The 15516-nt window shown below is 42.9% G+C and carries 13 protein-coding genes and 1 pseudogene; 6 read left to right on the top strand and 8 right to left on the bottom strand.

The window, feature by feature from the left end:
- The first annotated feature begins 143 nt into the window (after positions 1-143).
- Both V7K38_RS16660 and V7K38_RS16655 read left to right on the top strand, forming a co-directional pair.
- Positions 144-860, top strand: coding sequence for a pentapeptide repeat-containing protein (locus V7K38_RS16660; RefSeq protein WP_334859400.1), 717 nt, complete (start codon positions 144-146; stop codon positions 858-860).
- A 4-nt stretch (positions 861-864) separates the two neighbouring features.
- Complete coding sequence (locus tag V7K38_RS16655; protein WP_334859398.1) at positions 865-1851, top strand: recombinase RecB; 987 nt, start codon at positions 865-867, stop codon at positions 1849-1851.
- Between the two features lie 117 nt (positions 1852-1968).
- Here the strand turns inward: V7K38_RS16655 and V7K38_RS16650 are convergent, their stop codons facing one another.
- A complete protein-coding gene (locus V7K38_RS16650; protein WP_334859397.1) occupies positions 1969-4437 on the bottom strand; it encodes an ATP-dependent Clp protease ATP-binding subunit in 2469 nt (822 codons plus the stop codon).
- Between the two features lie 612 nt (positions 4438-5049).
- Entirely contained in the window at positions 5050-5601 is a 552-nt protein-coding gene (gene rimI / locus V7K38_RS16645) for a ribosomal protein S18-alanine N-acetyltransferase (RefSeq protein WP_334859396.1), read from the bottom strand.
- A 92-nt stretch (positions 5602-5693) separates the two neighbouring features.
- On the opposite strand from rimI, the gene lysA reads away from it, so the two are divergent.
- From lysA to V7K38_RS16630, 3 genes are all read left to right on the top strand, one after another.
- On the top strand, positions 5694-7091 hold the full coding sequence (gene lysA, locus V7K38_RS16640; RefSeq protein WP_334859395.1) for a diaminopimelate decarboxylase: 1398 nt from the start codon (positions 5694-5696) through the stop codon (positions 7089-7091).
- Positions 7092-7192: 101 nt separating this feature from the next.
- Positions 7193-8116: a diadenylate cyclase CdaA gene (gene cdaA, locus V7K38_RS16635; RefSeq protein WP_334859394.1), complete on the top strand. Its 924-nt coding sequence runs from the start codon at positions 7193-7195 to the stop codon at positions 8114-8116.
- Positions 8113-8862, top strand: a complete 750-nt coding sequence (locus V7K38_RS16630; RefSeq protein WP_334859392.1) for an isoprenyl transferase — start codon at positions 8113-8115, stop codon at positions 8860-8862. The genes cdaA and V7K38_RS16630 overlap by 4 nt, the downstream gene beginning before the upstream one ends.
- 202 nt (positions 8863-9064) lie before the next feature.
- Here the strand turns inward: V7K38_RS16630 and V7K38_RS16625 are convergent, their stop codons facing one another.
- From V7K38_RS16625 to dnaK, 4 genes are all read right to left on the bottom strand, one after another.
- Positions 9065-9337 carry a DUF3143 domain-containing protein gene (locus tag V7K38_RS16625; protein WP_334859390.1) on the bottom strand — a complete coding sequence of 91 codons (273 nt, stop codon included), beginning with the start codon at positions 9335-9337 and terminating at the stop codon, positions 9065-9067.
- Positions 9338-9368: 31 nt separating this feature from the next.
- Entirely contained in the window at positions 9369-9890 is a 522-nt protein-coding gene (locus V7K38_RS16620; protein ID WP_334859412.1) for a J domain-containing protein, read from the bottom strand.
- A 152-nt stretch (positions 9891-10042) separates the two neighbouring features.
- Positions 10043-11038 (bottom strand): DnaJ C-terminal domain-containing protein, encoded by a 996-nt coding sequence (locus V7K38_RS16615; protein WP_334859388.1) that lies wholly within the window; start codon positions 11036-11038, stop codon positions 10043-10045.
- 110 nt (positions 11039-11148) lie between these two features.
- Entirely contained in the window at positions 11149-13254 is a 2106-nt protein-coding gene (gene dnaK / locus V7K38_RS16610) for a molecular chaperone DnaK (RefSeq protein WP_334859387.1), read from the bottom strand.
- Positions 13255-13774: 520 nt separating this feature from the next.
- On the opposite strand from dnaK, the gene V7K38_RS16605 reads away from it, so the two are divergent.
- The gene (locus V7K38_RS16605; RefSeq protein WP_334859385.1) at positions 13775-14623 is read left to right on the top strand and encodes a M28 family peptidase; all 849 of its coding nucleotides are present in this window, start codon (positions 13775-13777) and stop codon (positions 14621-14623) included.
- Between the two features lie 109 nt (positions 14624-14732).
- Here the strand turns inward: V7K38_RS16605 and V7K38_RS16600 are convergent.
- A pseudogene (locus V7K38_RS16600) lies at positions 14733-14987 on the bottom strand (type II toxin-antitoxin system RelE/ParE family toxin); the annotation flags it as partial.
- 35 nt (positions 14988-15022) lie between these two features.
- Positions 15023-15253, bottom strand: a complete 231-nt coding sequence (locus V7K38_RS16595) for an addiction module protein (protein WP_334859384.1) — start codon at positions 15251-15253, stop codon at positions 15023-15025.
- Between the last annotated feature and the right edge of the window lie 263 nt (positions 15254-15516).

Here is a 15516-nt window from a genome sequence, read left to right as displayed (position 1 = left end):
CTGACGCAAGTCGAGAGAGTAGGCTTTCATTGCCACCAGTTATCAGTAAAATTGCTCTTTTCTATTGTACTGCACTAGACTAATAACCGCTATATGACTAATTAGACTCTCATAAATAAAAATATCATTTGTAATTCAAATTTATGACAGAAGAACCTACTTCTAATCTCACGCTTGTGGAGCAGCAACTTGCACAACCAGTAAGAACACTTAAAGCTTTGCTCAGGCATTATGCAGAAGGATATCGTAACTTTTCAGGTTCAGACTTACGTGGAGTAACAATGAATATTATTGATAAAGAGATTAAGTATCTCGACTTAAGTGAAATTATTCTTAAGGAATCTAATCTCCAAGCTATTAATTGTTCAAGGTCTGAACTCAAAGTCAATTTAACTGGAGTCGATTTTAGTAATTGTAATCTGAAAGGAGCGAATTTATCTGGCTGTACCCTTGACCAATGTAATTTTAGTAATTCCGATTTAAGAAGAGCAAATTTCAGCCAATCCTCTTGCCGAGGTTCTGATTTTATACAGGCGATACTTCAAGGTATAGCTATCGGATATGCTGATTTCACAGCATCAAACTTTACTGGAGCTAATTTGCGATCGCTTGAGCTATCTGGTACGTTTCTTCACGCAAATTTTCGGGGATGTAATTTCCAGAAAGCAACTTTCCGTAACTTGAACTCAGAGGGAGCAGATTTTTCAGATGCTGACTTGCGAGGTTTACAGTTACCTACTCCTACTACTGTGACTCTTCGATATTCTTACTATAATGATAAAACTAAATTTAGTGAAAACTTTGATCCAATTGCTATGGGAATGGAACTTCTAAAGGATGAAAGTGATTCCGAGGGTTGAAACTGTGCTGATCAAAACTGATAAAGGTTGGATGTTTGCAGAAGAATATCTGCTAGAAGATTTTATTTGGCATTCCTTAGAAAGTACTTTAGATATAATTCCCCTTAAACGCCAATTTAATATTAAGGGAGAGTATTGCGATATTCTTGCTAAAACAAAAAGCAATCAACTTGTTGTATTAGAACTAAAGAATTGCGAGGATCGTTACATTATTCATCAACTGACTCGCTACTATCACAGTCTTAAGTTAGAGCAACCCTTTAAAGATTCGATAGATTATAGCCAACCCATTCGTTTAATTGCAATTGCTCCAGATTTCCATAAACATAATTATATTGATCGTAATTATAATTTATTACAATTCGAGTTTATTCGATTTTCAATATTAACTCAAGTAAATCATTTTTATCTACATTTATTTCTCGAAGGCCGTCAGGAAGTTCGTGTGCAAAAACCGATTCCTTTTATTACAAATCAAGATAATCAAGAAATATTGTTGCCTGAAATTGATATTAATTTACCACCAAGAATATTAGTGAATTTTTTGGATAATCTTTCTCCACTAATCAAGGTAGAGGTATTGAAACTTAGAGACAAAATGCTAGGTTCAGATCAACGTATTAGAGAAATCAAGGATGGGAGAAGCATATTTTACGGTCGTGGAAAAACAAAGCCTTGTTGTCAGTTGAAGTTAATTTCATCTACCAAGGCTTATCAAACTAACCATTTACAATGCTACTTATGGCTGCCACTTCCCAAAAGCCTCCTACGTTTCAAGAAAAAAATAGCTATAGGTAGAATGTATTTGAGCTATGAGCCAGATTTTCAGACTGTAAAAACAATTACCTACTGGACACAGACAAGCCGTTATGCAAATTCAGTACCGATACCTATTGACATATATCTAGATCAAATGGGCTTAGATAAGACAAATAAAAACATCGATAAATTATTTAACTTAGCAATTAAATTGAATTTAGAAATAAATTAACTTGTGAGATACTCCCCGAAACGCATTCTTATATGTTTGACACAAAAAACGGTAGAGCAATAAATACTCTACCGGTTCTAATTTTTTATTTGAGATTTAAATCCCAAACCCTAAATCTTACTCAACACCTTGGGGTAACAATTCCCGACGCTGTTGAGAACTAACTTGGACAACGCCATTTTCATCGACATCAACGATCGCAGTATCGCCATCTTTAATGCGACCAGACAGAATTTCTTCTGCTAGGCTATCTTCTAACAGGCGCATAATTGCCCGACGTAATGGCCTCGCGCCGTAGCTTGGACTGTAACCTTCAGTGATCAAACGCTCCTTGAAGCGGTCTGTGACTTCTAAGGTGATACCCTTTTCAGTCAGACGACCGAACACTTCCTTGAGCATAATTTCGGCGATTTGGGTCACTTCCGGCTTGTTCAACTGACGGAAGACAATAATTTCGTCGAGTCGGTTGAGGAACTCTGGACGGAAGTACTGCTTCAATTCTTCGTTGACCAAAGAGCGAATCCGGTTGTAAGTTGACTCGCTGGCATCTTCGGAGAATTCAAAGCCGATACCGCTACCGCCTTTTTCAATTACCTTAGAACCAATATTGGAAGTTAAAATCAGCAAGGTGTTTTTGAAGTCCACCGTGCGACCTTTAGCATCAGTTAACCGACCGTCTTCCAAAATTTGCAGCAGCATATTGAAGACATCGGGGTGGGCTTTTTCGATTTCGTCAAACAACACCACGGTGTAAGGTCGCCGCCGCACGGCTTCGGTTAGCTGACCACCTTCGTTATAGCCAACATAACCTGGAGGGGAACCAATCAGCTTGCTGACGGTGTGACGCTCCATGTATTCGGACATATCTAAGCGGATCATCGCTTCTTCGGAACCGAAGAAGTAAGCAGCTAAGGACTTCGCCAACTCGGTTTTACCTACACCAGTAGGCCCAGAGAAGACAAAGCTAGCTATAGGTCGATTGGGGTTTTTCAAACCGACACGAGCGCGACGAATTGCCCGTGAAACTGCTCTCACAGCTTCGTCTTGACCGATTAAACGCTGATGCAAGGTGTCTTCCATGTGCAGCAGCTTTTCAGATTCAGATTCGGTGAGTTTGTTCACCGGTACTCCAGTCCAAGAAGCGACAATATGGGCAATGTCTTCTTCTGTAACTACAGGTTCTTCACCTTCTGTACCTGTTGCATTGGTCTTGCTTTGAGCGATCGCCCGGATTTCGGCTTTGATTTCCATTTCGCGATCGCGCAATCCCCCAGCTTTATCGAAGTCTTGAGAGCGCACCGCGTCATCTTTTTCTTTTAATATCTGACGCAGTTCTTTGTCTAACTCTTTGGCTGCGGGTGGCAGTTGGGAGTTAATCAAGCGCACTCTAGAACCAGCTTCATCAACTAAGTCGATGGCTTTATCTGGGAGGAAGCGATCGCTAATGTAACGATCTGATAACTTCGCTGCCGCAACTAATGCTTCGTCGGAGATTTTCAGTTTATGGTGTTGCTCGTAGCGTTCGCGCAGACCATATAAAATTTCAATTGTTTCATCAACTGTAGGTTCGCCAACCATTACTGGTTGGAAACGCCGCTCTAGTGCTGCATCTCGCTCGATGTGCTTCCGGTATTCATCTAAGGTGGTAGCGCCGATGCACTGCAACTCACCTCTGGCCAAAGCTGGCTTGAGGATATTTGCTGCGTCAATTGCACCTTCGGCTGCACCTGCACCAATTAAGGTGTGTACCTCATCAATCACGAGAATGACATTACCCGCAGAGCGGATTTCATCCATGATTTTTTTCAAACGTTCTTCAAATTCACCCCGGTATTTGGTTCCTGCTACGAGCAAACCAATATCCAATGTGACGACGCGTTTATCTTCGAGGATGTCAGGGATATCTTTAGCGGCAATGCGGGAAGCTAAACCTTCAGCGATCGCAGTTTTACCAACCCCTGGTTCTCCAATCAGCACTGGGTTGTTTTTAGTCCGGCGACCCAAAATTTGAATCACCCGCTCAATTTCCTTGGCGCGTCCTACCACTGGATCGAGCTTATTGTCCATTGCCATTTGGGTCAGGTTTGAACCAAATTCATCCAAAGTCGGGGTTTTTGTGCGCCCGGATGAACCGCCTGGTGAAACTTCGGCTGTTTCGCCCAACATACGAATAACTTGGGTTCTTACCTTAGATAGATCCACACCGAGGTTTTCTAGCACCCTGGCTGCGACGCCTTCCCCTTCGCGGATTAGGCCCAACAGCAGATGCTCGGTGCCAATGTAGTTATGCCCCAGTTGGCGTGCTTCTTCCAGGGAGAGTTCTAAAACTCGCTTTGCCCGTGGCGTAAACGGAATTTCCACGGCAACAAAGCCTGATCCCCGTCCGATAATTTTTTCAACTTCAATTCGGGCATCTTTGAGATTGACGCCCATTGATTTCAGCACCTTGGCAGCCACTCCAGTCCCTTCGCCAATCAGACCCAAGAGGATCTGCTCGGTTCCGACAAAGTTGTGACCTAAACGGCGGGCCTCTTCTTGGGCCAGCATGATTACCTTAATTGCTTTTTCTGTGAAGCGCTCAAACATGGCTTTATCCCATCATCTGCGGTCGTGCCGGTATGCTGATTTTAGCACAGGCAAAGCTTTTGGATGCCTGTATAACAGATTATAGACATCCTGAAGCTATGACTTTGAGTTGATGGGCTAATTGTTAACTATTGACTACTTTTATCTGGCTAGTGTACTGAGGAGCTTTAGTTCACGAGCGTTTTTGGGATTTATTACAAATAGCTGACTTCTTAGATTAAGAGTTTCTTGACTCAACCCCAAACACTTACACTTACCATATATATTTTTTAATATCAAGTAAAAATAATTAATATTAAACTTACTTATGGAAATTATTTTTTATATAAAATATTTAAATATAAATAGACGCAGCAAAGTTACATTTTTTTGCTGAAGCCGATCGCAAGCCTCAATAATTCAAAATTAATCATGCCCAACTCAGTAGGTAGGCACATAGTCACAAATAAACCTAACTATATAACAAAATATAAAAATTTAAAAACCCTTCCGATTGCTTGTCTACGAGACGCTACCGCGTAGCTTGCTTCCCCGAAGGGGTAGGCTCCGTACCCTGCGGGAACGCCAAAGGCGAACGCAATCACATAGTTATAAATTTTATCGCCTATGTACTTACTTAAAAAGCAAGTGCCAAGAGGATTTGTCTAGGCGATCGCTAATCATAGAATACCACTGATCTAAAGTTGCTTTAAATTTGGAGTATTGTAAATCTGGCAACCAAAGAATGAGGGCATCCTCACCGTTATCTTGGTAGTAGCCTCGCCGCCGTCCGGCTGTTTTGAAGCCAAATTTTTGATATAAAGATATAGCCGTCAAGTTTGAAGCTCGGACTTCAAGGGTAGCTCGCTCTAAACGGCGATCGCAAGCTGTCTTAATAAGTGAATATAATAGAGCCTGTCCCAAGCCTTGACGATGATATTCGGGATGAACCGCCAAAATTGTAATGTGGGCTTCGTCTAAAATTGACCAAAAGCAACCCATTCCTAGCAAGCTTGTGCTGGTGGATGGGGAAAATAAACCGAGTAAATCGCTGTTGGGACTATCCAATTCTCGTTTATAGCCCTCTAGAGTCCAAAGTCCACCAAAACAGGCTTGATCGAGTTCTAGAATTGCACTGAGATGATCTGCTGTCAGTAATTTAATTTCTAAGTCTAATGAGATCACATTTATTGAATAAGATTACAAACCCTTTGTACACTGGGAATCGGGAGACTAACTCAAAGCCCGTAATTTGAATAAGGACAACTTTTATATTTATGGTATCGACTCACCCCGCTGGGGTTCAACATTCTGGAAGTCAATATTTACCTCAAAGCCGCGACATCAGTGCGAATTCTTCGCCTAATCAGGAACTTTTACCCTTAACTGCTAGAGTTCATAATCATGACTCCCTAGAAATTGGTGGGTGCGATGTCACAACCCTAGTTGAGCAATTTGGCTCACCTTTATATATTTTAGATGAAGAAACCCTGCGTTCGGCTTGTCAGCAATACCGAGATGCTTTCAAGCAGTACTACAAAGGCGAATCTCAAGTATTGTACGCCTCAAAAGCTTGGAATTGTTTAGCAGTTTGTGCGATCGCAGCGTCTGAAGGTTTAGGAATCGATGTAGTTTCTGGGGGCGAACTTTACACCGCCCTACAAGCGGGTGTTAGTCCCAATAAAATCTATCTCCACGGAAATAATAAATCTCGTGAAGAACTAATTTTAGCGATCGCATCTGGTGTCACCATCGTGGCGGATAACTGGTATGAGTTGCATACCCTTGTCGAAATCGCTCAACCGGGTCAAGTAATCCGCATCATGTTACGGCTAACTCCCGGTATCGAATGTCATACTCACGAATATATTCGGACGGGACACTTAGATAGCAAATTCGGCTTTGATCCTAACGATTTAGATCAGGTGTTTACTTTTGTCAGTCAACAACCGACCCTTGACTGCGTGGGAGTACACGCTCATATTGGTTCCCAAATTTTTGAGCGCCAACCACATCAAGATTTGGCTGCTGTGATGGTGCAGTGGCTACGCGATGCTGGGAAGTATGGTTTAAATATTACCGAGTTAAATGTTGGTGGCGGTTTGGGGATTAAGTACACAGAATCAGACGATCCCCCCAGCATTGAAGAGTGGGTGAAGGCGATTTGTGAAGTTGTCCAAGAAGCTTGTGCGGTTGAGAATCTGCCTTTGCCGAAATTATTGAGTGAACCAGGGCGATCGCTAATTGCCACAGCTTGCGTCACTGCTTATACTATTGGTTCATCCAAAGTCATCCCAGAAATTCGTACCTACGTAGCGATCGATGGGGGAATGTCTGATAATCCCCGCCCGATTACTTACCAATCAGTATATCGGGCAGTAGTTGCCAACAAAATGTCTGCTCCTTTAACCCAAACAGTCACAATTGCTGGTAAACATTGTGAATCAGGAGATATTCTGATTCACAATGCTCTCCTCCCAAAGACTGAACCAGGAGATATTCTCGTAGTTATGGGAACTGGTGCGTACAATTACAGTATGGCATCTAACTATAACCGCTTGCCCCGACCGGCAGCAGTTGTGGTGGCGAATGGCGAAGCAAATTTAATTTTGCAACGGGAAACTTATCAAGATTTAATTCGACAAGATCGCCTACCAGAAAGGCTAAAGAAATAGTCATTTGTCCTTGGTCATTGGTCATTAGCCAGGAAATAATGACTAATGACTAATGACTAATGACTAAATGTAATTAGAGGCAAAAGTGTAATCCAGATGTCATGAGAGATTGGTGGAAGCAATGGCTGATAAACCTGGGATGGTCACAGTCCTTGCTACTTGGGACTCTGGATATTGTGTTAGTGCTGGCGCTGACGTACATGATACTAGTTATTATTAGTGAGCGCCGAACACTGTGGATGGTGCGGGGATTCATTATCTTAATGCTAGCCTCAGCACTAAGTGGCAGATTAGGACTACCTCTTTTAAGTTTTGTACTGGAAAAGTTAGTTATTGGTTGTGCTGTAGCAATGGCAGTTGCTTTACAGTCAGAATTTCGGCGGTTTTTGGAGCAATTGGGGCGTGGCGAATTCCGCCAGTTATTTCAACCCGATCGGCTGGCAATTCCCAAATCTGATAGTGTAATTGATGAAATTGTTGAGGCTGTTAAAGAATTGTCCAAAAACCGGATTGGAGCTTTACTAATTGTGGAAACCACAGGGCCAATTGATGAGCGAGATTTTTCTGTGCCAGGAGTAAAGCTAAATGCGGAGGTTTCTAAAGAACTAATCCAGACAATTTTTCAGCCGAAAACTTTGTTACACGATGGAGCGACATTAATCCGTGGCTCACGGCTCATATCATCGGGTATAATTTTACCACTTTCGGGACGCACAGCCTCGCGCCAGTTGGGGACACGCCACCGGGCGGCAATGGGAATTACTGAGCGGGTCGAAAATTGCATTTGTGTCGTTGTATCAGAAGAAACGGGTTCCATTTCCTTAGCGGAACGGGGAACCCTAAATAGACCCCTGACGATTAAGAAGTTGAAAGAGTCATTAGAGGCTCTTTTGTCCCCAACTGTGGATAGGGAAGCTGTTGCTCCTGGTCTGTTGAGTTTTATTCGTCGGATACGTGGGAAGACATTAGCACTGGTTTCACGTTTACTCAGATTACCATCGACCGCTTCTCGAGATAAAAAATGACAGGACAACAAACTAAACTGCAAGATTTGCCTACTGACTTAAAACGAGAACTATTGCCGCAGCACGTAGCGGTAATTATGGATGGTAATGGTCGATGGGCTAAACATCAGGGTCTACCCCGGATTATGGGTCATAAACGAGGAGTAGATGCTCTCAAAGATTTACTTCGCTGTTGTCAAGATTGGGGAATTCAAGCACTGACAGCTTATGCTTTCTCAACGGAGAACTGGAAAAGACCACAGGAAGAAGTTGATTTTTTGATGACTCTGTTTCAAAGAGTTTTGCGCCAAGAACTGCGGGAAATGGTCGAAAAGAATGTTCAAATTAAGTTTGTGGGAAATTTGCAGGATCTGCCACGATCGCTCCAACAAGAAATATCCCGTTCAATGGAAGAAACTAAGAATAATCGGGGTATCCGGTTTTCAGTAGCAACTAATTATGGCGGACGGCAAGAGATTATACAAGCTTGTCAAGCGATCGCAAAACAAGTCCAGCAAGGTTTGCTACAACCCGATGAAATTAATGAGCAGGTGTTTGAGAGCCACTTGTATACAGCCGGAATTAGTGACCCAGATTTATTAATCCGCACCAGTGGAGAAATGCGCCTCTCAAATTTCCTGCTCTGGCAAATGGCTTATGGGGAAATTTACATCACTGATGCCCTTTGGCCGGATTTTAACCGAGCAGAGTTTCATCGCGCCTTGTGTGCTTACCAGCAACGGGAGCGGCGATTTGGGAAAGTTTGAAATAGTGCATCTGCTACTTTCCTAATGAAGTATCCCCGAATTCATCAAGCCAAAGCAATGGATGATACTACTTTAGTGATTGAATTTACCAATCAAGATGTGAAAAAATACGATGTTCGTCATCTTTATAGATACTCCAATGTTTTCTCCACTTCGACAACCTGCTTTTTTTAAGAACTTTAAAACTGTACTCAGCACTTCCTTATGGCCCAGAAAACACAGCTTGTTCTACATCATCTCGACTAAGAGAATACTTGAATGAGCGTTGGATATCTTGCCCATTTTCCCCAGATTGGATATATCGGACTACAATCTGCTCGACATCGAGCCATAGTTCAGCTTGCCAACTAGGCCGCTGCACATGCCAGCAATGCTTCTGGGTTTCGTCTTGTTTACAGCCTTGGTCTTTTAGCCACTGTTCAATTTGTGGCAGGGGATGATTATATAGGGGGGTATCAGAGGGAAGGAGAGGCATAGAAATTTTGGATTTGCAATTAGGAAATTTTTTAATTTTTAATTACCATAAGGGTAATTAGTTGCGATACATAGTTAATCGGCTGTTGTACAGATGGAGTTGACTGTAGTAAGTGGGTTGGAAAAGCGGCATCACCACGAGTTAAGCCAAGGGCAACTGCTAATAGCAGACAACCTACAAATGTTAACACCAGTATAAATAAAGCAAAAATTTCGCCAGATGATAAGGGGCGATCGCTAGCATCGAGGTAAGCTGACTTTGACCAGTCATGACGCGAGACGGGATGATTCAAGTCAGGGGGTGGTTGAATCACTCCAAATCGGGAATAGCCAATTTTTAAATCGTAGCTTAACCGCCGTTCTGGATGGCTAAGGGTGGCGTAGGCTTCGTTGATTTGCTGAAATTTAGAAGTGGCGATCGCAGTAGGCAAGTCTGTAGTATCAGGATGATAGCGTTTGCTCAGTTCTCGATAAGCGCGACGAATATCAATTACTGATGCCGAGGGATGCAGTCCTAGCAGGGAGTAATAAGTTGGTTTACTGCTTTGTGGCATTGCCCCGTTTTGATTCACGGCTGTTTGAGTCACTTTGCTCAAAGATATTTTTTATATTTTAAATCCTTTGGGAATTGGGGAAGACAGAAGAAGACACAGCAATTTTGAGTTAGTAATTATTTTGGTCAATAGCTTGATATAATTTCTCATCCCTAACCCAATAAATCAGCGCGGGGTTTAAAGGTTTCAATTTGCCGCAATTTTTCGTAAATTTCGCGTTCCTCTTGAGTAATATTTTTCGGTGTGACTATTTGAATTTCTACTAATTGATCGCCACGTTTACCTTCTTCGCTGGGGTAGCCTTTATTCCCTAGTCGGAATTTTTGACCAGACCTAACTCCTGGGGGGATGGTCATTTTCACTGGCCCGTCTAAAGTTGGGGCTTCTACCTGTCCTCCTAAAACTGCTTCGCTGGGAGTAACTGGTACTTGGCAGAGGATATTTAAACCATCTAGCTTAAATAATGGATGAGGTTCAACGGTAATTTTTAAGTATAAGTCGCCACCGCCAACGCCTTGGTTTCGTAAACGGATGGTTTGACCTGATACCATCCCTAGTGGCATATTAACTTCTAGCGATCGCCCATCTTCTAAACGAATGCGTTCATTACCACCTTGATAAGCTTTTTCTAGTGGTAGGGTTAATCTGGCTTCTATATCTCGACGGGTAGTGCGAGGTGGGGTGCTAACTGTATAGGCAACTTTTGTTCTGGGTGAACGAAAGGGATCGGTAGTATTGCTATTACTGGAGTTAGTTGTCCCAGTCTTATTTTTGACACCGATAACTTGATTAATAAAGCTTTCAAAGTCAGAGAATTGACTTGGATCTACGTCTTGATTGCCGTTGCGATCGCTAGCGCCACTCTGCCAAGTTTTAGCCTTTGGCGTTTGTTTATTGCCTGCAAAGCCTTTTTGCTTCCAGTAGCGGCTAAACTGGTCGTATTGCGATCGCTTGGCTGAGTCGGAAAGGACTTCATAAGCCTCGCCGATATCCTTAAATTTTTCCTCAGATTCTTTGTTACCCGGATTGAGATCAGGGTGATATTGTCTTGCTAACCGCCGATAAACTTTTTTAATTTCCTCACCAGAAGCGTCTTTAGATACTCCTAAAATCTCGTAGTAATCGCGGAAATTCGGCAAATTTTGCATAGTTAGTTATTTAAATTTTAGATTATTTAGTAGTTAGGAGTTAGGAGTTAGGAGTTAGGAGTTAGGAATTCTCACTCCTAACTCCTAACTCCTAACTTTTATTAAAAGTACTACAACCAATCATTGTCATCTTGATCATCCCAGTTATCTTGATAGCTAGGACGGGCTTTGCGTGGAGGACGGTTTTCATAAGAGGAAGAACGACTGTCTCGGTTATTGTCTCGACCATAGTCTCTGTTATAATCTTTACCGTAATCTCTGCCATAGTCCTTACTGTATGAGTCGCGTTCCCGATACGAATCTCTGTATGTATCTTTGGGAAATTCACGGTCTTTATCCTTATCACCACCAGTAAAGATGTCACGGATAGTACCGAACAAGTCGTCATCTTCATCTTCAGCATAAGTCTGACGGACTTCCCGATTTAGCTCATAGAGAGCATCTTGCAAATCGGCGTAGGCTTGATCGATACCGCGATCGCTATTTTCCTTGAGACTCTCTTTTAAGTCTCGGCAAATATTATCAATTCTTTGGCGGCGGCTGCGGGCAAACTGCATACCAAATTCGAGTGCTACTTCTCTCAGTTGCCGTTCTGCTTGGAAAATCAGCGCCTCAGAACGAGTCCGCTTTTCTACCCGTTCTTTCCGTTCGCGATCGACATCGGCGTATTTTTGAGCATCCTGAATCATCCGATTCACTTCTGACTCGTTCAAGGTGGAAGCGCCTTGAACGGTGATACTCTGTTCTCGCCCAGTAGTCTTATCTAAGGCTGTAACCTGTAAAATACCGTTAGCATCGATATCAAATGACACCTGAACTTGAGGAATTCCTCGTGGTGCTGGTGGGATACCATACAGCTTGAAACGTCCTAAAGACTTGTTATTTGCTGCCATTTCCCGTTCCCCCTGAACTACGTGGATTTCCACAGTATTTTGGTTATTTTCAGACGTGGAAAAAATGTCAGAACGACGGACTGGAATGGTGGTATTGCGGGGAATCAGTTTTTTCATCACGCCGCCAATGGTTTCCAATCCCATAGAAAGGGGTGTGACATCCAAAAGCAGCACATCTTTGAGTTCACCGGCGAGAATTCCGGCTTGAATTGCTGCACCCACTCCCACCACTTCATCGGGGTTAACGTTTTCGTTAGGTTCTGTGCCAATTAAGTCCCGCACTAGCTGCTTTACCATTGGCATTCTTGTAGAACCGCCAACTAACACCACTTCTTCAATGTCTCTAGGCGAAAGTCCAGCATCTTTGAGGGCGCGTTTCACTGGTGTCCGCAATCGCCCCACCAAATCACCACATAAACCTTCAAACTGGGAACGAGTTAAACGAGTTTCTAAATGTTTGGGGCCTTCTTGGTCAGCAGCAATAAAAGGTAAGTTAATATCGGTAACGCTGACAGAGGAAAGTTCCATTTTTGCCTTTTCGGCCGCTTCCATCAGGCGTTGTAAAGATTGTCTCTCGCGTCTTAAGTCTATTCCCTCAGTTTCCAGAAATTGCTCTGCTAACCAATCTACTATTTTTTTATCAAAGTCATTCCCACCTAGTTGTGTATCTCCACTGGTAGCTTTGACTTCAAATATTCCATCGCCTACATCTAAAATCGATACGTCAAAAGTACCGCCACCTAAGTCAAAGACTAAGATAGTTTCCGTCTCACCCCGATCTAATCCGTAAGCCAAAGATGCAGCAGTCGGTTCATTGAGAATCCGCAGCACCTCTAAACCGGCAATTCTGCCAGCATCACGGGTTGCCTGCCGTTGAGAATCGTTAAAATAAGCGGGGACTGTAATCACTGCCCCTGTCACTGGTTCACCCAAATATTGACTAGCATCCTCTGCCAATTTCTTCAGCACCATTGCCGAAATTTCTTCTGGGGCGAAATCTTTATTGAGGCGGGGACAGGCAATTTGAATATTACCTACTTCGTCTTTGCGGATGGTGTAGGGTACACGCTTGGAATCTGGACTAAGTTCGGCATATTTGCGCCCAATGAAGCGTTTCACTGCAAAAAAGGTATTTTGGGGATTGAGGACGGTTTGCCGCCGTGCCATTTGCCCAACGACCCTTTCGCCTTCTTTGCTGAAGCCAACTACGGAGGGTGTTGTTCGCATTCCTTCTGCATTGGCAATCACCACCGGCTTGCCACCCTCCATAACGGCGACTACTGAGTTGGTTGTACCCAAGTCGATGCCGACTACCTTGCCCATGCGTTACTCTTCTCCTAAAGTGTCTTATATATTATTTATTATGATTGGGGGAAACTACCTCTAGCTTGAATGCTATGGGATGAAAACACCTCAATAAAGAGGCAGGGGGAAGGGGGCAGGGGGAAATGACTGCTGACTTATGCTCTGGAGCAGAGCGGAACATGGGTCTGAGTCCCCCACTAAGTGGTTCTTGTACCCTGTGGGAAGCTAGCGCAACAGATGGCGAATCCCCATGCTTTTCTATCCCCCTTGCTCCCTGCTCCCTGCTCCCTGCCCCCTTGCCTCTTTATTAATGGTATAATAGTCATCCTTAAGGCAGTGAGCTAAGAAGTACAGCTACAGGAGATAGTTGCAAGACTAGGATAGCATTGACGATGATTGCTGTGTCCAAGCAGCCTCAATTCTTGTTATCCGATTTATTACTATGGACTAAATCTATAAGTTGCTAAATGCACTTTAATAATAAATTTCTGCTTCTTTGAGTGCCTGAAAACCTTAACATTACCGCTATTTTAAAAATTTGAATTTAACAGAGCGATTACAAACTTCCCTGGGTGCGATCGCGCGAGAACGCGATCCTTACATGGCAACGGCTGGACATTTTTTCGTCCAAGAATACGTCCATCAAGAATTTTCTCAATGGGGGAGTGTGGAAATCCACACCTTTGAAGTCAGGGGTAAAGCTTGTAAGAACTTGATATTAAATTTACCTCCTGAAGCTAGACGACAAAAAAAGGATTTGCCACCGATTTTAATTGGCGCTCATTATGATGGCGTTCCGGGAACATCTGCGGCTGATGATAATGCCACAGGTGTAGCTGTGTTGCTGGAATTGGCAAGAAAGTTTGCATCTGTTCCGATAAGATATCCTTTAAGGCTAGTTGCTTTCGATATGGAAGAATACGGCTTACTGGGTAGTGCTGATTATGCAGCCTTGTTGTACCAACAAAAGCAACAGCTACGCTTAATGATCTCCCTAGAAATGCTGGGATATAAGGATTCTACGCCTGGTTCTCAAAGTTATCCCCCGCCTCTGGAACGCTTCTATCCAGATAAAGGTGATTTTATTGCTTTAATTGGCAATTTGCGGACATTGCCTGATTTAATTGGTATGAGCCGTAATATTCGCAAAACTGGCGTAGCTAGTCAATGGCTACCTGTGCCGAATCGAGGTTTAATAGTTCCCCAAACCAGACTTAGCGATCATGCGCCTTTTTGGGATTTGGGTTATCCGGCAATGATGGTTACAGATACAGCATTCTTGCGAAATCCCCATTATCACAAACCTAGTGATGCGATCGCTACTTTAGATTTAGATTTTCTTAGCGGTGTATGTGAAGGGTTGGAAATTGCAATTCGGCGCTTGTGAAAAGTTAAGATAAATTAATGAATTTATCTTTTGCCCTCTAAAACGTTAGCCATCTCTAGAAATTAATAACGTCTCTGCATTCTTTTTCAACAGATGTCTATTATTCAACCTATCGTTTCCTCCAGTAATCTGATCTACGCTTCCCATGAGCTATTGCAACAACCCAAATAAACGCCCCAAATTCTGCATAGAAGATGAGATAGGGAAAACGCTGAACGACGTAGTGACGCAACTCAAGAATTTTGTACGGCGCTCCTATATTTGGGTTTTGCTGAATTTTGCCAATAGCCTGCTCCACTTCAAATAAGAAATCTAGCCCCAAGCCAGTTTTTTGATCTTCGTAGTAGGCGACTGAATAATCTAGCTCTGCTCTAGCTTACTTGTGAATGATTATCTGCTTCACGAGTACTTTTCTCGCAGTTCCGTGAATACTTTGTCTGACAGTTCACCATCAGCTGTTCCACTACCAATCTCTTTCATCCTTCTGGTTAACTCAACATCCCAAGCAAATTCTGCGTTATCGTCAACATCTCGATCTAAAGAGTGGATCAAGAAGTAAGCAAGCTCTGCCCGCTCTTGCATAGATAGCTGAGAGAGTTCAAGTCTAAGTTTCTCTACTATCTCGGTCATAGTCTGCAATTTTCTTGCGATTAATATAGAGTTGGTGTTAAATATGGCAGATTCAAGCCAGCTATTTGTCACAAGTCGAAGCGCCACATAATCTTCAATATAAAGGTTTATAGTTCAATACGCTTGGGTTAGCGTCTACTTTCCCAAGGCAGTTGTTACCAATTACCACTTTGTGACTCTGAGGATTGTACGAATTGACACGAAACAATGGGGCTAATGAATGCCAAGATCAAAAAAAGGATGCCCCAAGGATATTAAAAGTA

This window comes from Nostoc sp. (genome assembly GCF_036917465.1).
In the GTDB taxonomy this organism is placed as follows: domain Bacteria; phylum Cyanobacteriota; class Cyanobacteriia; order Cyanobacteriales; family Nostocaceae; genus Nostoc.
Note: the sequence above shows the minus strand (reverse complement) of the source record. Positions and strands in the feature narration are given on the sequence as shown.